Below are 24266 nucleotides of genomic sequence, written 5' to 3'. Positions count from 1 at the left end.
TCCGCGCTAGGGTGTCGCCCGCTCATCGAGCACCATGCGCCGCGACTCGACCAGGGTGCGGCGCGCGCGACGACGTACCCGGCATACGTCGACGCTGCAGTTCAAATGCACCTGCATGGCGCGATGCGCCTGCTCGGGTGTCAGCTCGCCAGGATCGACCGAACAGCGCGCAATGGTGGAAATAACCTGTGTAACAAACATATTCGACTCCATAAACAGTGTTTGCGTATGAAGAAGAAGCTAGCCATGTATCCGAGCTATCGGGCCTGGTTGGGCGGCCGTTCACGGAGCATTACCCAATGTGACGGGCAGTTGAAAGCCTCGGGTATCGCGCCGTTTTCGCAGATGTCTGGAACAAGTCCGCGGCGCGTCGATCAATTTCCTGGCTGCCGTGCTGACCAGCCCGTGTCATAGGTAACTTAGGCTAACCTACATTCTTGGTTCATCCTGTGTGAGGATGAGTCCGTTCGGGGGAGGCAATCCGATGGCGAGAGGCAACAACTTATGACGGTGGAGGTCGCGCCGCTGCCGGCGGCGGAGACGGGGAACCGGCCGCCGCGCGCGGCTCAGCGGACCCGCAAACAAGCGGAAGCGTTGGCGCGCAAGGAGATCCTGGCACCTGTGCGGCGTGCGCTCACCCTCGCGAGCATCCTCGTCGCCGTCGCCTCGGTGGGCACCGTGCTGCCGTTCGTGCTGATCGTCGAGGCCTGCCGGGAACTACTGACCGATCAGGTCGACACCGACCGGGTCTGGCGGCTGCTACTCGTCGCGGTGCTCGTGCTCGTGGCGCGCGGACTGCTGCAGGCGGTGGCGCTGACCTGGTCGCATCTGGTAGACGCGAACTACCAGCTGACGCTGCGCAAGCTGCTCGCGACCAAGCTGACCAGGGTGCCGCTCGGCTGGTTCGGCGAGCGCTCCGCCGGTGCGGTGAAGAAGCTGCTGCAAGACGATGTCGAGGCGCTGCACTATCTGGTGGCCCACGCGCGGCTGGAATTCGTCGGTGCGCTCACCGTCCCGCTGGTCACCCTCGGCTACCTGGTCACGGTCGAGTGGCGGCTGACCCTGGTGCTGCTCGTTCCGCTGGTCGCCTACGCCGTGATCTTCAGCAGGATGCTCGACCAGGACGGACGCGACCGGATCGCGGTCTACAACCGGTGGGAACGCCGCACCCAGGACGCGACCATCGAGTTCGTCGACGGTATCCAGGTGGTGCGCGCGTTCGGCCAGGCGGGCAAGGCGCACAAGGTATTCCAGGACGCGGTGGACGGTCAGGCGCGCAGCGTGCACCGGATGAAGGCGCCGGTCATCCGCCTGCAGGCGGCCTCCGACCTGGTGGTCGCGCCGGTATTCGTCATGCTGGTGATCGTGGTGGCCGGACTGGCCGGGGTCGGATTGCACTGGCTGGCGCCGGTCGACGTACTGCCGTTCCTGCTCGTCGGCCTCGGGCTCGGCAGCTCCCTGCTCGGCCTCGGCTACGGCACGCAGGCGCTGCGCACCGCGGGTGCCGCCGCGGTGCGGCTGCACGATCTGCAGCAGACACCCGAATTGAGCACGGCGGCACCGGATTCCGATGACACCGCGCCCGCGGCGGCCGGTGTCGTCCGGTTCGAGGGTGTCACCTTCGGCTATCGCAAAGACCACGATGTGTTGCGCGACCTCGACATCGAACTCGCCCCCGGCACCCTCACCGCGCTGGTCGGCCCGAGCGGGTCGGGCAAGTCGACGCTCGCCAAGCTGCTTCCCCGCTTTTACGACGTCTGCTCCGGCCGGATCACCATCGCGGGCAAGGACATTCGCGACTACTCGACCGAGGAGCTGTATCGCACGGTCGGGTTCGTCTTCCAGGATGTGCGGTTGATCGGCGGCACCGTTCGGGACAACCTGCGGTTGGCACGTCCGGACGCCGACGACGCCGCGTTGGCACAAGCGGCGCGCGCCGCGCAGATCCACGACCGAATCATGGCGCTGCCGCGCGGCTACGACTCCGAGATCGGCGTCGATGCCGTGCTGTCCGGCGGTGAAGCACAACGACTTTCGATCGCCCGCGCACTGCTCGCCGACACACCCGTGCTCGTGCTCGATGAGGCGACCGCCTTCGCCGACCCGGAATCGGAGGCGGCGGTGCAGGACGCGCTCGCGGTGCTGGTCGCCGGGCGCACCGTGCTCGTCATCGCGCACCGGCTGCACACCATCACCGGCGTCGACCGGATCCTGGTGCTGGAGAACGGAACTCTGGTCGAGCAGGGCGACCACCGCACCCTCCGGGACGCGGGCGGGACCTATCAGCGGCTGTGGGAAATCAACGAGGCGGCACTCGGCGCGATCGAATTCGCCGAGACGGAGGAGGGGCGATGATTCGCAAGGTGCTCGGGCTGGTGCCCGCCGAATTCGACGCGCTGACACCGAAACTGCTCGCCGCGATCGTCGCGCAGGCGTTGAGCCAGGCCGCGGCCTATCTGCTGCTCGTTCCGGTGCTCGAGGCATTGTTCGATGACAATCTCGGCCGCGCCTGGGTATGGACGCTGTGGATGATCGCGGCCGTGTCGGCTGTCGTCGTGTTCGGCTTCCTGCAGGCGGTGATCGGCCTGCGCATCGGCGTCGGCATGCAGCGGGGATTGCAGACCCGGCTCGGCGATCACCTCAACGCACTGCCGCTCGGCTGGTTCGAGACGCAGAGCGCGGGCCCGTTGTCGCGGGTCGTCGTCGAAAACGTCCGGGAAATACAGGGTTTGGTCGCGTATCTGCTCACCAAGGTCATCACCAGCATCCTGGTACCGCTGGGTGTCGCGGTGGGCATGCTGTTCATCGATTGGCGGATCTCGGTCGCCATGCTGCTCGCGGCGCCGGTGCTGTATCTGATCAACAGTTTCGCCAATCGCGCGTACACCCGCTCCGATGCGCGGATGCACGCGGCTGCGGCCGAAGCCGACTCGCGGGTACTGGAATTCGCGCAGGCGCAGCCGGTGCTGCGCGCCTTCGGCGCGGTCGGTTCCGGCAACCGTGCGCTGGAGGCCGCGCTGGCCGGACAGCGGTCGGCGATCTCGCGACTGATGTTCGCGACGGTCCCCGGGCTGATCGTGTTCGGATTGTTCGTGCAGGCGGTCTTTCTCGTCCTGGTCTACGTCGCCGTCGGCCGGGTGACCGAGGGTGCCATCTCGGCGGCCGCCGCGATCGCGTTGATCGCGGTGAGTTCCCGGTTCATCGAGCCGCTGAATCAGGCCGCGCAACTCGCCAACGCGCTGCGCTCGGCCGCCGCCGCGTCGGATCGGATCAGCACGCTGCTCGCCGAACCCGTACTGCCGGAGGCGAAGTCCGCCGTGACGCCAGGGGCCGCGTCGGTCGTCTTCGACAACGTGACTTTCGGTTACCGCACCGAGGAACCCGTCGTCTCCGCGCTCACGTTCAGCGTCCCCGCTGGCACCACCACCGCGATCGTCGGCCCGAGCGGTGCGGGCAAGACCACTCTGCTGCGGCTGGTTGCCCGGTTCTACGACATCGACTCCGGCCGGGTCGTCGTCGGCGAGCACGACGTGCGCGACCAACCGTCGGAGACCCTGCTGAACCAGCTCTCGCTGGTCTTCCAGAACGTGTATTTGTTCAATCAGTCGGTGGCGGACAATATCCGCATCGGCAAACCCGAGGCCACCGACGACGAGGTGCGCCGCGCGGCGCGGGCGGCCAGCGTGGACGAGATCGTCGCCCGGCTCCCGGACGGTTGGGACACCATGGTCGGCGAGGGCGGCGCAAGCCTGTCCGGCGGTGAGCGGCAACGGGTTTCCCTCGCTCGCGCGTTGCTCAAGGACGCCCCGATCGTGCTGCTCGACGAGGCGACCAGCGCGCTCGATCCGCACAGCGAAGCCGTCGTCGTGCGCGGGATACACGAACTCACCAGGGACAGAACGGTGATCGTCGTCGCACACCGGCTCGCCACCATCGCGCACGCCGACCAGATCCTGTTCCTCGATGGTGGTCGCATCGTCGAATGCGGCACGCACAGTGAGCTTTTGGCCGCTGCTGGTCGCTACGCCGACTTCTGGAACGAGCGCGCCCGCGCGACAGGATGGCGGCTCGAACCTGCCGCGGTCTGACCGGAGGACCGAACCCGCGGACCCCACTATGAACGCGGCACAAGGTTCAGTGCACCCGCCCGCCATGGATATCCCGGTAGCGGGCCGCCGCGACATCGGGATCGGCAGGCCCCGCACCGAGTGGTTCCTGCAGGAACGCCGCCAGAATGTCGTTGGTGGCACGCTGTGTTTCGCGCGGTCCGCGTGATCCCCCGATCAGCTGTGCCGCAAGGAATCTCGCCGGGTCGGCGAGGAAGCGCGGCGCGTCGGTGAAGCTGTAGTGATTGGCCTCCTCGATCTCGTACCGGAAGCCGGGCGCCCGCATCCGATCGAGCAGCGCGCCATTGCCGGTCAGGAACTGATCGGAATGCCCCGTCTCCGCATGATCGCTCTGCACAAGCAGGAAGGGCTTCGTCAGCGTCTGCTGCGGCAGCGAGCCGTACAGTGTGCCATCGATATTCGCCGCCGCTTTCAGCCGAGGATCGCCCGCTAGCGCGGCCGCCGCGGTCGCGCCGCCGAACGAATGACCGATGGCGGCAACATGATCGGTGTCGAGATGGCCGGACAGGCGCGGCCCCATCGTGTCCGGCCGCAGCAGCTGATCGACCACGAAGCGCAGATCCGCCGCTCGAACGTCGAGTTGTCCACTCATATAGCGAGATTCGTCCGGGTCATTGTCCAGGAAGTGCTGCCGCGGCGTCGCGATGGTGCCGTCGGCGAGTTCGGTGACCGCGACCTCATACGGATGATCGACGGCGAGCACCACGAAGCCACGGCTGGCGAGATCGGCGATCAGCCCGGTGTAAAAGGCCCGCGGCGCACCGTATCCCGGCGAGAACAGCACCACCGGCCAGCGCGCGCGATCGGCATTGATCGAGACTTCCGTCCGCCCATGCGTGTCTATGCGGTGGTACCCGCGCATGAGGCACCTTGGCAGCATCGTGATATTCTTCGGCAGCCGGTTCAGTCCGTCGAGATACTCCGAGCGCCCACCGCGCGCCGCCGGATCCGCCGGATACCAGGCCTGCACAACGACATTGCGCCGATCCTCGGCCGAATCCGTCGCCGTCTCCGGCCGATCCCGATCCACCCAGCGAAAGATTTCGGTACCCACCGCATACGGCCCGGTCGGACGAGGCAGGTCGGGAACGGGAACAACCAACCAGGCGATCGCCGCAGGCACAACCAGCAATCCGACCACACCGCGGGCGAGCGCCATCGGCAACCGACGCACCCGCGACACCGCCGCGTCGCCGGGCCACTTCAGTTGCGCGACAACAAGTCCCGCCGCCGCGCCGATCAATACATACGTCGGCACCACCTGCCAGTAGAACCCCTCGATCAGCCACTGAACCACGCATCCGACGAGGAGCACCGGCAGCGCCACGGGTGCCACCCGGCGCGCGATCCGCCGGGACGCGACCGTCGACACCGCGAACGCGATGACGCCGAGCGCCAAGAGAACATCCATGATCGACATTCGTCGCTGACCTCCGCTCCGTCACCGGCCGTGCGGACGTCGCGCGACCGGCCCCGAACCCGAGTACCAGCCTGCGGCACAGACCACCGGTCGCGCGTCGCCAGAAGGTCGCGATCGAGGTCATCCTCCGGAATGACGGACTACCCCCGATGGGGTGCCGCGGGTACTACTTCCAGTAGGCCCGCCCCTTGATCGAGGTCTTGGGCAGGCCGTGGATGGTCTTGAGCGATTTGACGATCGAGCGCGTGGTGTGGCCGTCACAAGCCACCCAGGCGAACGCGTCCTTCGGGCAGTTCAGCTCCTGCGCCTGTTCGCGCAGCAACCGGCCGTCGTCGAGGCGCTGCAACCAGGTCACCTGGTGATGCGGCTTGTTCCGCACCGGCAACGTGGTGTCGGACTCGTACTGCCACTCCAGCCACACCCGCGCCGGGGTGTCGCCGATCGCGTCGAGCAGCGAGTTGATCGCGGGCAGCGAGGCGGTATCGCCGAAGACGACGAACTCGCTCGGCATCGGATCCGGCAGCTCGAAGTCCGAACCCAAGACCGACACATCGATCTCGGCGCCGACGGCCGCGTTCAGCGCCCACTCCGCTGCCGGACCGTTGTGTATCGCGAACTCGATCCAGAACCGATCGCCCGCCGGATCCGGATCGACCAGCGTGTAACCGCGCTGATGTTCCTTGTCCCCGTTGGGGATCCACAGCCGGACCCACTGCGTCGGATGTACCGCGTGATCTGCCAGTAGCCCCCCGGCGGAGAAGCCGAGCCGCACGAACTTGTCCGTGACGGTCTCGGTCGAGGTGACGGTGAGGCGGTAATCCTCGGCGCGCCACGCCTTCAGCATCAGGCCTTCGAGTCCTCTACCCATGTGGGTAAGGATAGCCTAAGTTCATTGGAGAATCGCGTGTTCCATATGTCACACATCGGTGGAAGAAAATGACCCCCGGTGCGCAGGGGGCCATTTCCGTTGTGACGCCGCTATTTACACCGTGCAGGGCAGCATCGCGACGCCCGCGACGGTGCACTCCGCCTCGCGGGTCAGCTTCCAGGTGCCGTCGATCTGCTTCCAGGACAGCTCGAAGAACCAGGGGTCCCATCCGTCGACCGACGTGGTCAGCTGTGCGGTCAACCGGTCGCCGGACACGTTGACGGGACCGAGGAGATCCCAGCGGAAGCTCGACGGTGCGCTCGCCATCACGGTGCCGACCTGATCGACCAGGCTGAGCCCGGACTCGCCGGCTTCCAGCTCGTTGGCGCGGGCCGAGCGTGCGGCGCCGGTATTGAGCACCAGCTGCAACTTCGCCTTCAGTTCACCGACGCTCGGCGCCGCGGCGTGTACCGGCGCGACGATGGGCGTTGCCATCGCGGGGGCGGCGGTCGCCACGGTGCTGAAGGTGCCGATCAAGGCGGCGGCGGTCAGTGAAAACGCTGTGGCGGCAAGGCGTATCAGCGGCTTGTTCCGAGGTCGGGTCATCATTTCATTCCAATCGGTAGCGTGCTGCGTTTGTCGATTCGAGGACTAGCACTGTCTTGCAAAATAAGGTAAGCCTATGCAAACAGCAATGGGGTGGGTCCAACATTGTGGGCGTGCACACAGCGCTCACGAAGAGTCGGGAGAACCGTGGAAACGCTCCTTGTCGTCGGTGCCGGGCCGAAAGCCCTTGCGGTAGCGGCGAAAGCTCACGTACTGCGTGCATTCGGGTTGCCAGCGCCACGCGTGGTGGTGGTCGAGGCGCACGCGGTCGGTGGAAACTGGTTGCCGAGCGGCGGCTGGACCGACGGCAGGCACCGGCTCGGCACCAGCCCCGAGAAAGACATCGGCTTCCCGTATCACTCGACCTTGGCGCGCGGCCGCAATCGAGAAATCGATGCGGCTATGACGGCGTTCAGCTGGGCGTCCTTCCTGGTTGAGCACGGCACCTATGCCGAGTGGATCGACCGAGGCCGTCCCAACCCGCAGCATCACGTCTGGGCCAAGTACCTGCAGTGGGTAGCCGGCAAGCTCGATCTCGAACTTGTTCTCGGCACGGTGAGTTCGGTCGCGGTCGCCGACGATCGCTGGCGGGTCTCGGTGACCGATTCGGACGGCTCGGTCACCGAGATCGACGCGGATGGCTTGATGATCACCGGCCCCGGCCATAGTGGCCAGCCGCTCGCCGAGCATCCGCGGGTGCTGAGCATCGCCGAGTTCTGGGATCTGGCCGCTCGGCGCACGTTGCCGCTGTCCTCGCGGGCCGCGGTGATCGGTGGCGGGGAGACCGCGGGCTCCGCGCTCCACGAACTGGTTCGTCACGACATGCTGACCATCTCGGTGATCTCCCCCGCGGCAACGATCTATACCCGGGGCGAAAGCTATTTCGAGAACTCGCTTTTCAGCGATTCGATCACCTGGCAAGCGCTGAGCGTCGACGAGCGCCGCGAGGTGATCCGGCGCACCGATCGCGGCGTCTTCTCGGTGCGGGTGCAAGAGAATCTGCTGGGCGACAACCGAGTTCATCACCTACAGGGCCGAGTGATCCGCGTCGCCGACCACGGCGATGGAGTAGCCGTCACCCTGCGCAACGAGCTGCGCACGGACCAGGTACACACCTTCGACCTGGTCATCGACGCCACCGGTGGCCAGCCACTGTGGTTCCTCGGGCTATTCGATGCCTACGCGATGGATCTGCTGGAATTGGCGGTCGGCGGCCCGCTCACCCAGTCGCGGATCGAATCATCGATCGGCTACGACCTCGCGGTATCCGGGCTGGCTTCGAAGCTGTATCTGCCCAACCTCGCGGCACTCACGCAGGGTCCTGGGTTTCCGAATCTCAGTTGCCTCGGTGAACTTTCGGATCGGGTGCTGCTGGCCGAACCGGCCCATCCGCGAACCGGCGCCCGTCACCTGGTGTTTCGGTAGGTGAATCCGCGATCAGCGTCGGATTACCGGCATGTCGCCGGGTTCGCGCGGGAGAGTGTAGAGCGAGATCCGGCGATCGGACCGGACATCGAACTCGCCGAGGTGCTGCCAGCCGGTCTTCTCCAGTGCCTTGCGCATCGCCGCGTTGCGATGGTCGGGGTCGCACATCAGGCGTCGGCATTGTGGCTCCGCGCGCCACACTTCGACACCGAGCCTGCCGATCCAGGTCGATATCACCCCCTTGCCGATCAGATTCGGATCAGCGGTGGCGATGTGGAAACCCACGTCCATGGCGTCGGATTCGTACAGTGTGGCGATCTCGTCCTTGGCCGCGCGATACAACTCGACGTAGGCGACCTCTCGATGCCCGAGCTCGGGTCGATCGATGCTCGCGAAGTCGAGGCCGAGAATGCATGGCCGCGAGTAGGTTCCGGCCAATTGGGCGCGTATATCCGCTCGTCGTCGGCCCGCGGTCCACGGCTGCTCCCAAGTCTCGACCAGGTGCGGCAGAGACATCCATTCGGCGATGGTCTCGGGGTCGTTGCTGTCGGGATCTGCGACACGCAGCCGGAATGGCTCAGCGAAACGCGGCGCTATCGGTGCTTGGGCAGCGCGAATTTCGTCCGAAATGTCGGTCAGCTCGCGCGGAAAGACGTATGGCGTCCCCGTTTCGCTCATCGGCATGCGCTCCGTTCGATCGTTACTAAGATCACGTCGTTGGTAAGGCTAGCCTAGCCTAAGGTAGCGCTGTAAGATTGTGCACGCCGATCACCATCACATCGGCGGAGAGTTGCCAACAAGGCGTGCAAGGCCTTTCGTCGATACGACGACGTCGCGAATGTCCGGATTCTCATTTCGGTCGCGAAAAGACCAGGCGTAAACGGTCGCTGATGCGATATCGGCGGCATGCAGGAGAGGGTAGGCATGGCACGCGAACTCGGATGGCTCAGGCAATTTCAGACGCCACGTTCTGCTGCCTCGACACCACTGCTGATCTTCCCGCACGCCGGTGCCGGCGCATCGGCGTATCGAGCGTTCGCTCAACAATTGAGCGACGCCTTCGACGTTGTCGTCTTCCAATATCCCGGTCGGCAGGATCGGGCACGCGAAGCACCGGTGACGAGCCTGCCTGGCATTGCGCTCGGTGCGTTCGAAGCATTTCGGTCCTCGTCGCACGATCGGGCACAGCCGCTCACCGTTTTCGGGCACAGCATGGGCGCGATCATCGCCTTCGAGTTCGTCCGCCTTGCCGAAGCCGCGGGTCGGGAGGTGCGCCTGCTCGGCGCGTCGGCAGCGGTAGCGCCGAGTCGGGTTGCCGATCTGCCACCACATCCGACCGAGGACGAGCAGATCATCGATCACCTGTCCACGCTCGCGGGAACCGGCGCCGACGTGCTCGGCAGTCGTGAAATCATGCGGCTGGCGCTGCCCGTCGTCAAGGCCGACTATCTGGCCTTCGATGCCTACGATTGCCTGCCGGATGTCAAGGTGCGAGCGCGTATTCACGCCGTCGGTGGCGCCGAAGACGATTTCGTCACCGTTCGTGAGCTATACGGCTGGGCAAACCACAGCGAGCAGGATCTAGCGGTAACAGTTTTCGATGGCGGTCACTTCTATCTGAATACGAACTCCGCGGAAATCGCGGAAGTGCTCGCGCCCGAACTGAATCGGGTCGGATGAGCAGCGTGGTGGATCAGATCGTCATTTCCGGGATGGCCGTCGAGGCGCCGGGCGGTATCGACACCTTGTCGGCGTTCTGGACTGCGATCGCTGAATCGCGCGAACTCATCGGGTCTTTCCCGCGCAATCGTGAGTGGCCGGTCGAGCAGTTGCTTTCCCTGCACCGAACGCAGGGGTGGAGCAGAGTCGCCGATGCCGGTGGATTTCTCTCCGGTGCAACGGAATTCGATCCGATGTTCTTCGGGATCACGCCGCGTGAGGCCATATCGATGGATCCGCAGCAGCGGGTCGCGCTGCGGGTGGCATGGCGCGCGTTGGAGAACGCGGGCATCAATCCAGGCGAGTTGGACGGTGCCGACGCCGGTTGCTTCATGGGCGCGTCCATCAACGAGTACGGGCCGCCGGCCGCCGCGGTCACCGAATACAGCGGATACCGTGCGACCGGGTCGGCCCTCGGGGCGGTGGCCGGTCGGATCTCACACAATCTCGGCCTGGTCGGTCCTTCGCTGACCACCGATACAGCGTGTGCCTCCTCGTTGACCGCGCTGCACCTTGCCGCGAGCGCACTCCGTGCCGGGGAATGTGATTGGGCACTGGCGGGCGGTGTCTGTGTGATGGGTTCGCCCGCGGCATTCTTCGAGTTCGCCAAGAACCACGCACTGGCTACCGACGGGCACTGCCGCTCCTATGCCGCCGACGCCACCGGAACGCTGTGGGGCGAGGGCGCGGGCGTTGTCGTGCTGGAAAATGAATCCCGAGCGCGGGCGCTCGGACATCGGGTCTACGGCAGACTGCTCGCTTCGCGGGTCAACCACAATGGCAAGGGCGCGCCAATCGCGGTTCCGAGTGTGTCGGCACAATGTCAGCTGATCGAAAAGACCTTGTCCGCGGCGGGAATTCGGCCGGACGACATCGGGCTGGTCGAGGGCCATGGCACCGGGACGCCCGTCGGCGATCCGCTCGAGCTGACGGCATTGGCCAAGGTGTACGGGGCTGTCGACCGCGTGACGGGCAGCGCACGCCTTGGCTCGGTGAAGTCGAACGTCGGCCACGCGCAGGCCGCCGCCGGGATCCTCGGTCTGATCAAGATGCTGTTGGCCGGGGCCAATGGACAGATTCCGGCCAGTCTGCACACGGACCGGCCGACCGCCGAAATCGATTGGGACGCGACCAGTATTCGACTGGCCGCGGCACTCGAACCTTGGGAACCGGTCAACGACACCCGCTTCGGCGCGGTCTCCTCGTTCGGTGTCGCGGGAACCAACGCGCACGCCATCCTCGCCATGCCCGTGCTGGAGGACCTCGATGTCTGAATACCGGCTCCCGGACGGCACAACCCCCGTGCTGCTGTCCGCCGATACGGTCGACGGTCTGCGGACCGAAGCCGCCGCGCTTCGCGCCTATCTCGTGGACCACCCGACGGTGACGCCTGATCGAGTGGCCGACATGATCTTCCGCACCCGGGTAGCCCGCAGGCGCCGAGCGCTCGCGATGGTCGATTCGCGCGATGAATTGCTCGACGCGCTGGCATCGGTCGTCGCGGACAGCGAGCACCCCTCGGTGGTGTCGACTGTAGGTGCGGCCAGCGCTCGTCGCGTTGGCTTCGTCTTTCCCGGCCAAGGCAGCCAACGACCCGGCATGGGCAAGCTGTACTACGACATCTCGCCGACGTTTCGTACCGCGGTCGACGAATGCGCCGCGATATTCCAGGACCGATACGGCCACACGCAGCCGCTGCACTACCTACTCGGCGATGAAGGCGAATTCGACGACACCGTGCAGGTGGTGCAGCCCGCGCTGTTGTTCCAGATGACCGCGCTGGCCGCGATGTGGCAGGCGGCGGGCGTGCGGCCCGCGGCGACGATCGGTCACAGTCAGGGTGAGCTCTCCGCCTGCTCGGTCTCCGGCGTGATGACGCTTCGTGATTCGATTCTCGTGGTGACGCATCGGTCGCTACTGGTCGACCAGATGAGCCCGGATGGCTACTCCATGGCAGTGCTCGGCATGGACCGTGACGAATGTGAGGACCTGCTGGCCAGGCATTCCGGCTGGGCCGAACTGTCGGTGATCAACTCACCGCACATCCTGGCCATCTCGGGGGATCGGGCAACCATCGTCGACACGGTGACCACCGCGAACGCGCGTGGTCGATTCGCCAGGGAGATCCGGGTCGCCTATCCGGCGCACACGTCGATGGTCGTCGAGATCGGCCGCAGTGTCGGCAACTTCATGGGTGACGAACTCAGCAGCACGTATTTCGCCGCCAGCGACATCCCCTGCTACGGCGCAACGCTCGGAACACCGATCACCCCCGATCTCGAACACGCGGAGTACTGGTACTGGAACCTGCGCAATCGGGTGCGTTTCGATCGCGCGATCGTCGCGGCGGCGAACGACGGTGTCGATACCTTCGTCGAGGTGGCCGAACATCCGATGCTGCAACTGGCCATCCAGGAGAACCTGACCCTGGTGCCGGATCCCACGTCAGCGCCGCGCGATTTCCGAGTCATCGGCACCTCGTCGCGAACCGCGTCCGGACTGGGCGAGTTCACGCGCAATCTCGCGACGGTTGCCGTGCAAGATCAGAACTACCGGTGGTCGGCGCTGCGCGTCGAATCCAGTTCGGGCGCGGTACGGCTGCCACTGCGCGACTTTCCGAACACGGTGATGGCGCCCCAAAAGCTGTGGGCGCCGTACCAATCTGCGCAGGCCACCCCCGTCCCGCACCACGAAGAACCCACCGCCGGCGAAGGTGTCTCTCCGACAAGGCTATTGGAGAGCTGGGTCCGGCTCGGGCGTCGTTCGCTGATGTCCCCGCGTCGTCTGCTCCTGGTCGATCCGACCGGAGCGCGTGCTGGCCTCGTCGCGGCGATCCGTGCCGCGGCCGAGGAGCACGGCGCGGAGTCGGCGGTCTTCGATGCCGAAAGACCGCCAGCGGCACAAGATTACGATTCCGTTGTCGTCTTGCTGCCCGCACTTGCTGACCTCGACGGTCCCGATGCGGTGAGCCGAGTCGCCGACTTCTACACCGCACGCTGGCTACCCGTCATCGATCCAGCGGTCACCGACTGCTGGTTGCTGACCGCCGACGGCGAGTCGGTGCTGCCCGACGACCCGGCTCCGAATCTGTTCCACGGCGCGGTTTCCGCCGGTTTCCGCTGTCTCGCCGCAGAACACATCGGCACGGCCTTCCGTCACCTGGATCTGGCGGCACGTGATGACGCGGTCGCACAGGCGGCCGCGATCGTTCGTGCCCTGCACGCCAAGGGTGAGCCGCAACTGGCCATGCGAGGTAATGGGCTGTATGCCAAACGATTCGAGGTCGACGCGGCGCGTCCGGACTCCGCACCGACATCGGCCGAGCTCAACCATGTCGTAATCATCGGCGGCACCGGCACTTTGGGACTGAAGTTCGCCGAGTACTTCGCTGAGCACGGCGCTCAGCGCATCACCTTGCTGAGCCGGTCCGGTGCGACCGGCGCCGTCGCCGCTCGGGTACGCGAGATCAGGGCGATTCGCGGCACTGAGATCGTTGTCCTCGCCTGCGATGTCAGCGACGAATCCGCCGCGCGAAGGTTCGCCGCCGAATCCGCGGACAGCCCGATCACCACCCTCGTGCATGCCGCGGTGAACTACGTGCACGCCGATCTGGCCGAGGTCACCGCCGACAAGGTGCGGGAGACGGCGAGCTCCAAGATCATCGGCACCACCAACGCGCTGCGGAGCTGGCCGCTCGCCGCCGACTGCCGAATCATCATCTGTTCCTCGGCCGCCGCCACATTCGGCGGGCGAGGACAGATCCTGTACGCCACCGTCAATCGAATGCTCGACGTGCTCGCTATGCGGCTGCGGGCCGACGGCGTGAACGCCGTCTCGATGCAATGGGGAATCTGGGATCTGCCGGGACCACTGCATGCGGTCGGCCTGGACCGCGTCACCGCGGCAGGCGTTGTTTCGATGGATCCGGCCGACGCGCTCACAGTGGGCCTGACCGAACACGCGGCGATCGGCCGTCCGGGCAACCGGCTCGTCATCGCCGCCGATTGGTCCCGGATGCACGCTGTGCTGTCGGCTGTTGGATTCGAGCCAGTTCTCACCGAAGTACTTGCGCGGGAAAAGGCGAAGTCGCCATCGATCGTCCCGGAATCCGGCACTTCCCATTCCGGCGATGTCGTGGATGCGGCGCCGACGGGATTGGCCGCCGGATCGCTGTTCGACCAGGTGCGTTGTCAGCTGGGAGAGGTCATGGGTGCCACGGGAGCGGACGCCATCGATAGCGCCGTGCCGCTGGTTGCGCTCGGTTTGGATTCCCTGCAGGCACTCGATTTCCGCAAGCGGATCAAATCAGAGCTCGACCGCGATCTGCCGGTCGCCGCGATTCTCGGCGGCGCGTCACTGAACGATGTCGTGCTGCTGATGGCAGCGAACTCGCACTAGGGCTTAGGGGCCAGATTCATGTCGAACACCGACGCCGTCACCATGTCCGCGCAGGCGCGGCGCAAGCAACTACTACAGCAGCGGTTGCGTGAAAAAGGCTTGGCCGCACCGGCATCGACGCCATCACCGACACGACGCGTCGCACCGGGCGAGCGGCACCCGCTCGCACCAGGTCAGCGCCGGATGTGGTTCCTGCAGACCCGCGACCTCGCGGACCCTACCCTCAATATCTGCCTGGCCTACCGGTTGACCGGGGCCCTCGATGAGGCACGGCTGCGGGCCGCCTTCGCCGGCGTCGTCGCCCGGCACGACATTCTGCGGACGACCTACGGCGTGGACGGGGATGGAGAGCCGTACCAGGTATTTCAGGACGACGCCGAGATCGCTTGGGACTCGACTGACCTGACGGACCTTCTCGAACACGGGCGCGAGCGCCGGGTCGAGGTGCTTGCTCGACGCGAGTTCGGCCGCCCCTTCGACCTGTCCTGCGAACTGCCGCTGCGCGTCACGCTGGCCCGTACCGGCGCCGAAGAGTTCGTGCTGCTGCTCGTCATCCATCACATCTGCTGGGACGACGACTCGTGGCAGGTCTTCTTCGCGGAGCTCAATGCCGCCTATCGCGGTGACCGCGAGATCGACGACACCCAAGCACAATTCGTCGCCGTCGAGGTGATCGACGCGGCCGATGACGCCGATGCCACGAGTATCGACTACTGGCGTGACACCTTGCGTCCACTGCCCGAGCCGCTCGAACTGCCAGGATCGGCGGCGGCCGCGCCGTCCAAACAGGCCGAGCGCCGCAGCTTGGAGTTGCCCGCCGACCTGCTCGCCCGCGTCGACGCCTTCGCGCGTGAGCGGGCGGCGACCCCGTTCATGGTGTTACTCGCCGCGTTCGACGCATTGATTCGGCGTTACACGGCGGCAACGGATTTCCTGGTCTCCGTTCCGGTAACCGACCGCCGCGCGTCCGCGGCGGGCCTGATCGGGTATTTCGGCAACACGCTGCTGCTTCGCGCCACATTGGCGCCGGAGGACACCTTCGGTACCCTCGTCGACTCGGTGCGTGAGACGTGCGTCGGCGCGTTCAGTCATCAGAGTGTCGGGATCGATCGTGTTGTCCGCGAGCTGAATCCGGAGCGGATCGCCGGTCGAGACGCGATGGACCAGCTGGTGCGTCTCGGGTTCAGCGTGCGCACGAGCACGGCGAGATTCGCGTTATCCGGCGTTACCGCAGCAGAATTGGAGCTTGGTGCTTCGACGGCTCAGATCCCCTTGGCTCTGGCGGTTGTGCTGAATTCCGACGGCATCTCGGTGCTCGAGGCCGAGTATCAGGTGGATGTGCTGGCCCGGCCACTGGTCGACCAGCTGCTCGTGCATTTCGTGCGTCTGTTGGACAGCGCGTTGAGTACGCCGGACCACCGGATCGGCGATCTCGACATGCTCGGCGGTTCGGACCGGGCGGCGATTCTGGCGCTGTCGCACGGCGAACTCGTCGAGATGGCGCCGACCACACTGGTGGATATGCTCGAGCACCGCGCAGCGGTAGTTGCGCGAACACTGGCGCTGGTCTCCGATACCGCGGAACTCACCTACGACGAACTGCATCGGCGCTCGAACCGGTTGGCGCACTGGCTGATTCAGCATGGCATCGGTGCCGAGGACATCGTCGGCGTGCGCCTGGTGACCTCCGTGGAGTTCATCGTCGCCGTATTCGCCGTGCTCAAGGCGGGCGGCGCCTACCTGCCCATCAATCCCGCCTACCCCGACGATCGGATCGACTATCTGATCGAGGACGCCGGGCCACGGCTTGTCCTCGGCCTGGTCGAATTGGCTGCGGCGGAGGCGGCGGCGGCCGAGCTACCGGAATCGAATCCGACCGACGCCGATCGGGTCCGACCGCTGCGCCCCGGCCATCTGGCGTATGTCATCTACACCTCGGGATCCACCGGAAAACCCAAGGGCGTACCTGTATCCCATGCGGCGATTGCCGAGCACATCGGGGGTTTCACCGCCGAGTGGGGGGTTACCGCGGACGATCGGCTGCTGCAGTCCGCGTCGGTCAGTTTCGACGCCTCGCTCGCGGATATCTTCGTCACCTTGACACTGGGTGCGCGACTTATCGTCCCGAAACCCGATGCCTTCCACGATGTCCGCTACGTCGCCGATCTGATCAGCCAGCGCGGCGTGACCGTGTTCCACATGGTCCCGTCGATGTTGAGCAGCTTCTTGCTGCTACCCGAGGTGAGCGAATGGCGTGCGCTGCGGCATGTTCCGGTCGGCGGCGAGGCGTTGCCGGGTGAGGTGGCCGATAGGTTCACCGGAATCTTCGACGCCGAACTGCGAAACCACTACGGGCCCACCGAGGCGGTGGTCTGCTCCACGCACATGCCCGTCGAGGGACCACAGGGTGTCGGCACTGTGCCCATCGGCATCCCGAACCGCAACGTTTACGCATACGTGTTGGACGAGGCGTTGCAGCTCGTACCGACTGGAGTCGTCGGGGAGATCTATCTGGGTGGCGCGCAGCTGGCTCGCGGCTACCTCGGGCGCCCGGATCTGACCGCGCAGCGATTTGTCGCCGATCCGTTCGAGCCGGGGGCACGGCTCTATCGAACCGGAGATCTCGCGCGCCGCAACAGTTTCGGGGAGCTCGATTTCATCGGCCGCGCCGACGAACAGGTCAAAGTGCGCGGATTCCGGATCGAGCCTGGCGAGATCGAGGCGGCCATCGCGGCGTATCCGAACGTGGGTCACTGCGTAGTAGTGGTCGCCGAGGACCCGGTCACCGGGCCGATGCTCGCCGCGTACGTGGTGCGTGCGGCGAATTCCGCGGCCGCCGACATCGACCTCGAACTGGTGCGTGCGCACTGTGCCGCGGTTCTCCCGGACTACATGGTGCCCGGTGCGTTCGCGGTCATCGACGAGATCCCGCTGACGACCAACGGAAAGCTCGACAAGCGCGCACTACCCGCGCTGGCACCGGCAGCCGGGCAGCAGTATCGGGAACCGGCAACGGCAACCGAACGGCGGATGTGCGCGATATTCGAGCAGCTGTTCTCCGTGCAGCGCGTTGGTGCCGACAAATCGTTTTTCGAACTCGGCGGCCACTCGCTGCTCGCCGCCCGGCTTGTCGCGCGGATCCGGGCCGAGTTCGGCGTCGAACTCGACGTGCGTGTCGTCTTCGATTCCCCGACCGCGGCGGGCCTCGCGGCGCGGTTGGTCGCGCGATTCCGTGACGAGTTCGGCATCGACCTCGATGCGGTGGATATGGACGAGGTCACGCAGAGCGGAGCCGACGCTCTCGGCGCGTCGGTCGGCTCGGATCGGCCGCAACTCGGCGGTCGGGCGCGGGAAGACTGTGTCCCGCTGTCTTATTCGCAACTCGCAATGTGGTTCCAATATCGCATGGATGGCCCGAGCGCGGTGGGCAACCTGACCTTCACGTTACGGCTGGACGGTGCACTCGATACCGCCGCGCTGGCCGCCGCTGTCGGCGATGTGGTGGCAAGGCACGAGGTGTTGCGTACCACCTTCCCCGAACGTGACGGTGTGCCTTACCAGCTCGTCCACCCGGTGCTCGAGGTACCTGTGCCGAGTATGCGCAGTGCCGGCGACCGCCTGGCCGCGGACCTGGCCGAGATCGCCACGTACCGGTTCGCGCTGGATGGTGAACCGCTGATCCGGGCGCGGCTGCTGCTGCTCGACGCGCAGACCTCCGTACTTTCGCTGTTGATGCACCACGTCGTGGTCGACCATGCGTCGTTCAGCGTTTTCCTGGCGGACCTCATCACCGCCTATCAATCGCGTGTCGATAGCGGACGAGCACCGCGGTGGGCGCCGCTGTCGATTCAGTACGCCGATTACGCACTGTGGCAACGGGATGCCTTCGAGCCGGGCACGGCGGATACCGTGAGCCCCTTCGGCCGGTCCCAGATCGACCATTGGCGGACGAAACTGGCCGGGGTGCCGGACGAGATCTCGGTGGCGCCGGATCGTCCGCGTCCGCCGGTGCTCGGCAAGCGTGGTGAGGTCTCGACATTCACCGTGTCACCGACGCGGCGCAGTGACCTGACAGCACTCGCCGAACAGTGCGGTGCAAGCGAATTCATGGTGTACGAAGCTGTGGTGGCGACCGTGCTGCACAAGCTCGGTGGCGGGACCGACATTCCGCTCGGGACCCCGGTGGCCGCCAGGGTCGACGAGGCCTTGGGAAACCTGGTCGGCCTTTTCGCGAACATGGTCGTGCTGCGCAATGACCTGTCCGGCAATCCGACGTTGCGGGATACGGTGATTCGCGGTCGCGATGTGGTACTCGACGCGTACGGGCATCAGGAGCTACCGATCGAACGCCTGGTGGAGGCGATCAACCCGGTACGGTCACGCACACGGAACCCATTGTTCCAGAGCATGATTCATTTCCGCGGCGCGGACTGGGCACCGGCCGCGGTCGATTTGAGTGCCGAGGGCGACGCCACGATCACCGTATTACCGGTCGACTTCGATATCTCGTTCCTGGATCTGAATCTGAGCTTCAACGTGACGTCCGTCGGTGGCCTCGAGGTGCGCGTCGTCGCCAACGCGGACCTCTACGATCCGGCGACCACGCGGCTGATCGCCGACGCGGTGGCCGCGACGCTTGACGCGTACGCCACCGACCCGGATCGCACCATCGCCGAGCTACGGGTGCTGGCGCAGGCCGATCTCGAGCGGCTGCTCGAGCCGCCCGCCGCCCGATCGACGGCAACCGAGTCGCCGCGTGCGGCAAGCGGCGGGCAGCCGACAGCGACCGAGCGCACGTTGATCGCGCTGCTCGAGGAGCTGCTGGACATCACCGATGTCGAGGCCGACGACGGATTCTTCGCGTTGGGTGGCGACAGTGTGATCTCCATTCAGTGGTCGGCTCGCGCGGCCGAACTCGGGCTGCCACTCACTCCCCAACTCGTGTTCGAGCATTTCACGATCGCGGAACTGGCGGCCGCGGTCGATGCTGCGGTGAAACAGGCCACGCGAGAAGCGGATCAAGCGCAGGTCGAGCACGCGCCGATGAGTGCCTCCGGCCTGGACGCCGACGCGTTGGCCGCGCTGACCGCCTCGTGGCAGGCGCGGTGATGAGCGCGACCGATACCGTGCCGCCGCAGATCGAGGACGTGCTCGCGCTCAGTCCACTGCAGGAGGGGCTCTTCTCGCTGTCCCAGTTGACCGGCGACGGAATCGACCTGTACACCATGCAGTTCGTCGTCGACATCGACGGCCCGGTGGATGTCGCACGCCTGCGCGCCAGCACCCAGGCGATGCTGGGACGCCATCCGAACTTGCGAGTCTCGTTCTGGGACACCGATGTTCCCAAGCCGGTGCAGGTCGTGCCGGACCGTGCCGAGTTGCCATGGTCCGAACGTGCCGCGATGCCCGCCGAATTCCCGGGCATCGCGGAAGCGGAGCGACGGCGGCCGTTCGACCTGAGTCATGGTCCTGCGCTGCGCTTTGTGCTGCTGACCGTGCCGGACGCGACACCGCCCCGGCGGCGAATGATCCTCACCGCACACCACATCCTGATGGATGGCTGGGCGGTCGCGGTGTTCTTCACCGAGCTGCTCGCGGTGTATCAGGCTGGTGGCACCACGGATTCGCTACCTGCGCCGCGACCGTACCGGGATTACATCGGCTGGCTGGCCGCGCAGGACAGTGCCGCGGCGATGCGCCGGTGGGCTGACTATCTGGGCGACCTCAGCGGTCCATTGATGATCGCCGAGGGGTCCTCGGTCGCTGCCGGTGTGCCGGAGAAGACACGACTCTTGTTGCCCGCCAACGACACCGCGCGCTTGCGACAGTGGGCAGGTGCGCACGGCCTTACCCTCAACACCGCCGTGCAGTTCGCCTGGACGGTCGTACTCGGCAGGCTAACCGACCGTCGCGACGTCGTATTCGGCACCATCATCTCCGGCCGGCCCGAGCAGTTGGCCGGGGTAGAAGGCATGGTCGGCCTGTTCATCAACACCGTTCCGGTCGCGCACCGGCTAGAGCGTTCGGCAACTGTGGTGGAGCAGTGCGCACGATTGCAACGGGAATCCGCCGCTATGCGAGATGCCGGGTATCTGAGCTTGTCATCGGTGCAGCGCACGGTCGGTCACGGTGCGTTGTTCGACACGCTTTTCGTGTTCGAGAACGCGCCGATCGGCGACGCGATCCACACCGTCACCACGCCGGACGGCGCCTGCTTCCGGCCGATCGAGATGGAAAGCCTGGCCCACTACCCACTGACGGTGGTGTCGCATCTGAGCGAGGACGAGCTGGTGGTTCTGGTGGAGGCGATTCCGGCGGCGCTGCCGCATCTGAGCTGCGCGGAGATCGGCGAACGGCTACTTTCGGTGCTGCGCCAGCTGCCGGATATCGGCGACGCGACGCCGGATGCGCTCGACCTCCTCTCCGCCAGCGAACGCGCTGAGTTCCGCACCGCTGCCACTGATTCCGTGGCGCAGGCAGAGTCGACAGTGTGGGAGCAGTTCGAGCGGCAGGTCGACTCGACGCCCGAGGCATCGGCGCTGACTGTCGCCACCGGGGAGCGATACACCTATCGTGAGCTGCATGCGGCTGCGAGCCGGCTGGGCCGTGAGTTCGCCGAGCACGGCGTCGGGCCGGAAACCGTTGTGGCACTGGTGCTACCGCGATCTGCGCAGTCCGTCGTCGCCATCCTTGCGACATACGCCGCCGGTGCGGCCTATGTGCCAGTGGATATTTCGCTACCCGCGACGCGAATCGCATCGATCATGCGGCAGGCACAACCCGTGCTGGCCGTGGCGCTCGACAGCTGCCGACACCTGTTGGCCGGACAGTCGATCGACACCTTGGTACTCGACGATCCGACTGCTGCCGAACGTATTTCGCGGCAGCCAGCGGTCGCGCCCGCAGTGCCTCGGCACCCATCGCACAGTGCGTATCTGATCTTCACCTCCGGCTCCACCGGTGAACCCAAGGGCGTCATCGGCACCAACGCCGCTTTGACCGGCTACTTCGCCGACCACCGCGACCGTGTCTATCGTCCGGCGATGGCACGGCTCGGCCGCCCGCTGCGAATCGCGCACGCCTGGTCGCTCAGCTTCGATGCCTCATGGCAGCCGATGGTCGGCTTGCTCGCCGGTCAGGCGATCCACCTGTTCGGCACCGACGCGATGCGTGACGCGCACCTGCTCGTCGAGGGTATGGCGCGGCACGACATCGACATGATCGACACCACGCCGTCGATGTTCGCGCAGCTCAGCGCGGCAGGGCTGCTGGATAGGGAACTGCGGGTGCTCGCCCTCGGCGGCGAGGCCATCGACACCGCGCTGTGGTCGCGGTTGCGGGAGCTGACCGGCACCGCGGTCTACAACTGCTACGGGCCGACCGAGACGACGGTCGAGGCCGTTGTCGCGGCCGTCGCCGCCACCGAGACACCGACCATCGGCACGCCGACCGCCGGAATGTATGGCTATGTCCTCGATTCCATGCTGCGGCCGGTGCCCCGTGGTGTCGTCGGTGAGCTGTACCTGTCCGGCGTCCAGCTCGCTCGCGGTTATGTCGGCAGAGCCGCTATCACGGCCGATCGCTTCGTGGCCGACCCGCTGCGACCCGGGTGCCGCATGTACCGCACCGGCGATCTGGTGCGGCGCCTGCCGCACGGCGGCCTCGGTTACCTCGGCCGCGCGGACGCGCAGGTAAAGGTACGCGGGTATCGGATCGAGATCGGCGAGATCGAGACCGCGTTGCGCGGGCTGTCCGGAGTGGACACCGCGGCGGTCACCGTGGTGCGCCGAGCCGGTGGCGCGAGCCTGGTCGGTTTCGTTGTCGGCCAACCGAACCGGCCCGTCGACCCGAGCCGCATCCGGGCCGAGCTGACGGAATGTCTTCCCGCGTACATGATTCCGGCGCGAATCATCGCGCTCGACCTGTTGCCGGTCAACGCGAACGGCAAGCTGGACGGTCACGAACTGGCTCGACTCGCCGAGCGGGCATTGTCCGGTGGTGCGACCGGCGCAGCGGCGGCCACCAGCACAGAACGTGCGTTGTCTGAAGTATTTTCGGACGTGTTCGGCGGACAGCACCTCGGTGTCGACGATGATCTCTTCGCACTCGGCATGGACAGTATCGTTGCGATTTCTCTGGTCAACACACTGCGCCGGGCCGGAATCGTGGTCAGCGCAGCGATGGTGATGACCCATCCGACGGTGCGTAGTCTGGCCGAGGCCATCGATGCCCGTGCGGCAGTGGCAGATTCGGCCACCGACCGCATTGCCGAGTACGGCGCGGTTTCGCCTACCCCGGTGATCTCGTGGTTGTCCGAATACGGCGGATTCCGAAGGCTCGCACTGCCTTTACTGATATCGCTGCCCGATGACGTAGACCGGTTACGGCTGGAGTCCGTCCTACAGGCGCTACTGGATGGTCACGACATGCTGCGCGCCAGGCTAGTGGCGGCGCCGGACGGACACCTGGTGGAAACCAGGGCGCCGGGCAGTGTCCGGGCTGCGGAAGTGCTGAGTCGGACTCGGGTGGACGGCGATTTCGGCGCCATCCTGGCTGAGCATGCTCGAGCTGCGATCGATCGTATAGATCCATTCGCGAGCGCCATGATTCAGGCGGTCTGGTTCGAGCGAGCAGACGCGCCCGACGTGCTGTTGATGTACATACACCATCTCGCGGTGGATCCGATTTCCTTGCAGATCGTCATTGCCGATCTGGCGGATGCCTGGGCGCAGGTCAACGATCGGCGGGTATCGGTTGCCACTCCTGCCATCCCCGCTGAGTTCACCGGCTATCGTCGCTGGGCCGAATTGCTTCACGAGCGTCGCACTGCGCCGGAAGTGCTTGCCCAGCAGAAGTTTTGGGTCGAGCAGCTGTCGGGCGCGGATTCGGTACTCGGGTCGCGCCACCCCGATCCGGGAACGGACACCTGGGCGTCCTATCGAATAACCCCGACGTTCACCACAACCACGATGACACGGCGGGTGCTCGACGGGCTCGGCGGTGACCTCGGTATGCAGGAGTTTCTGCTGACCGTGCTGGCGATTGCTCTCTCGACCTTGCGGTCCGAGCGCGGCGATGACCCGGCCGAGGGCGCGCTTGTCGCGTTGGAGGGCCACGGTCGAGAGGACGTCTCCGTCGACAGCGAGGTCGATACTTCTCGCACAGTGGGGTGGTTCACCAGCATCTATCCGTTGCGAGTCGGTGTTGGTCGGGATCTTGATGTCGATCGTGCCGAGGCCGATCCGCTGGTGGTGCTGGATCTCTTGAAAGATGTTGCGATTCAGACGAACAGCGTGCCCAACAAAGGGTTGGACTACGGGTTACTCAGATACGGCGATGCCGCCCCGGGGTTGGCGGGTGCGCGTGATCCGCAGATCATGCTCGACTACCTGGGCCGAATGGATCTCGCCACGGACCGAGCGGGTGGCTCAGCCGACTGGACGCCGATACTGGATCTTTCTTTACACCAGCATCTTCCGGTCGCATCGGAGCCGGATATGCCGCTACGCTATGCCCTCGATCTGGTTGTTGCGACGTACCCGGCCGCAGCTGGGCCGCAGTTGGCTACGTTGCTGCGGTGGAGCGACGTGTTGTTCGACAATCGTGACATCGAGCGGTTCGCGGAAATCTGGCAGCGCGCCGTCGGGGCGGTGGGTGCGGCGCTCGACGTCGGATAAAGTTCGGTGCCGCTGTCCGTTCGACG

Annotated in this window: 13 protein-coding genes; 8 read left to right on the top strand and 5 right to left on the bottom strand. The window is 65.9% G+C overall.

Going from position 1 to position 24266, the window contains the following annotated elements; all coding sequences use genetic code 11:
* Window positions 1-6 precede the first annotated feature (6 nt).
* Window positions 7-201: a hypothetical protein gene (locus tag OG203_RS20845; RefSeq protein ID WP_405167300.1), complete on the bottom strand. Its 195-nt coding sequence runs from the start codon at window positions 199-201 to the stop codon at window positions 7-9.
* Window positions 202-504: 303 nt separating this feature from the next.
* On the opposite strand from OG203_RS20845, the gene OG203_RS20840 reads away from it, so the two are divergent.
* Together OG203_RS20840 and OG203_RS20835 are read left to right on the top strand one after the other, a co-directional pair.
* Entirely contained in the window at window positions 505-2355 is a 1851-nt protein-coding gene (locus tag OG203_RS20840; protein WP_405167299.1) for an ABC transporter ATP-binding protein, read from the top strand.
* Window positions 2352-4088, top strand: coding sequence for an ABC transporter ATP-binding protein (locus OG203_RS20835; RefSeq protein WP_405167298.1), 1737 nt, complete (start codon window positions 2352-2354; stop codon window positions 4086-4088). Before OG203_RS20840 ends, OG203_RS20835 begins: the two co-directional genes overlap by 4 nt.
* Before the next feature lie 46 nt (window positions 4089-4134).
* Here the strand turns inward: OG203_RS20835 and OG203_RS20830 are convergent, their stop codons facing one another.
* The 3 genes from OG203_RS20830 to OG203_RS20820 all read right to left on the bottom strand — a co-directional run bounded on the left by OG203_RS20830 (window position 4135) and on the right by OG203_RS20820 (window position 7021).
* Window positions 4135-5538: an alpha/beta fold hydrolase gene (locus tag OG203_RS20830; protein WP_405167297.1), complete on the bottom strand. Its 1404-nt coding sequence runs from the start codon at window positions 5536-5538 to the stop codon at window positions 4135-4137.
* A gap of 175 nt (window positions 5539-5713) precedes the next feature.
* A complete protein-coding gene (locus tag OG203_RS20825; protein ID WP_405167296.1) occupies window positions 5714-6415 on the bottom strand; it encodes a siderophore-interacting protein in 702 nt (233 codons plus the stop codon).
* Between the two features lie 114 nt (window positions 6416-6529).
* Window positions 6530-7021 carry a hypothetical protein gene (locus OG203_RS20820; RefSeq protein WP_405167295.1) on the bottom strand — a complete coding sequence of 164 codons (492 nt, stop codon included), beginning with the start codon at window positions 7019-7021 and terminating at the stop codon, window positions 6530-6532.
* Between the two features lie 147 nt (window positions 7022-7168).
* Between OG203_RS20820 and OG203_RS20815 the strand changes: the two genes are divergently transcribed.
* The gene (locus OG203_RS20815; protein WP_405167294.1) at window positions 7169-8446 is read left to right on the top strand and encodes a SidA/IucD/PvdA family monooxygenase; all 1278 of its coding nucleotides are present in this window, start codon (window positions 7169-7171) and stop codon (window positions 8444-8446) included.
* 12 nt (window positions 8447-8458) lie between these two features.
* Here OG203_RS20815 and OG203_RS20810 read toward each other — a convergent pair whose 3' ends face one another.
* Window positions 8459-9124 (bottom strand): GNAT family N-acetyltransferase, encoded by a 666-nt coding sequence (locus tag OG203_RS20810; protein ID WP_405167293.1) that lies wholly within the window; start codon window positions 9122-9124, stop codon window positions 8459-8461.
* A 246-nt stretch (window positions 9125-9370) separates the two neighbouring features.
* Between OG203_RS20810 and OG203_RS20805 the strand changes: the two genes are divergently transcribed.
* From OG203_RS20805 to OG203_RS20785, 5 genes are read left to right on the top strand one after another with little or no spacing between them, the layout of a single operon-like run.
* A complete protein-coding gene (locus OG203_RS20805) occupies window positions 9371-10126 on the top strand; it encodes a thioesterase II family protein (protein WP_405167292.1) in 756 nt (251 codons plus the stop codon).
* A complete protein-coding gene (locus OG203_RS20800; protein ID WP_405167291.1) occupies window positions 10123-11439 on the top strand; it encodes a polyketide synthase in 1317 nt (438 codons plus the stop codon). Before OG203_RS20805 ends, OG203_RS20800 begins: the two co-directional genes overlap by 4 nt.
* The gene (gene nbtC / locus OG203_RS20795) at window positions 11432-14563 is read left to right on the top strand and encodes a nocobactin polyketide synthase NbtC (RefSeq protein ID WP_405167290.1); all 3132 of its coding nucleotides are present in this window, start codon (window positions 11432-11434) and stop codon (window positions 14561-14563) included. Before OG203_RS20800 ends, nbtC begins: the two co-directional genes overlap by 8 nt.
* Window positions 14564-14581: 18 nt before the next feature.
* Window positions 14582-19672: an amino acid adenylation domain-containing protein gene (locus OG203_RS20790; RefSeq protein ID WP_405167289.1), complete on the top strand. Its 5091-nt coding sequence runs from the start codon at window positions 14582-14584 to the stop codon at window positions 19670-19672.
* Entirely contained in the window at window positions 19672-24240 is a 4569-nt protein-coding gene (locus tag OG203_RS20785; protein ID WP_405167288.1) for an amino acid adenylation domain-containing protein, read from the top strand. Before OG203_RS20790 ends, OG203_RS20785 begins: the two co-directional genes overlap by 1 nt.
* Window positions 24241-24266: the final 26 nt, after the last annotated feature.

Origin of the sequence: Nocardia sp. NBC_01499, from assembly GCF_045040275.1 — a bacterium.
Classification (GTDB): domain Bacteria; phylum Actinomycetota; class Actinomycetes; order Mycobacteriales; family Mycobacteriaceae; genus Nocardia.
The sequence above is the reverse complement of the archived record's forward strand: the minus strand, read 5'-3'. Positions and strand labels throughout refer to the sequence as shown.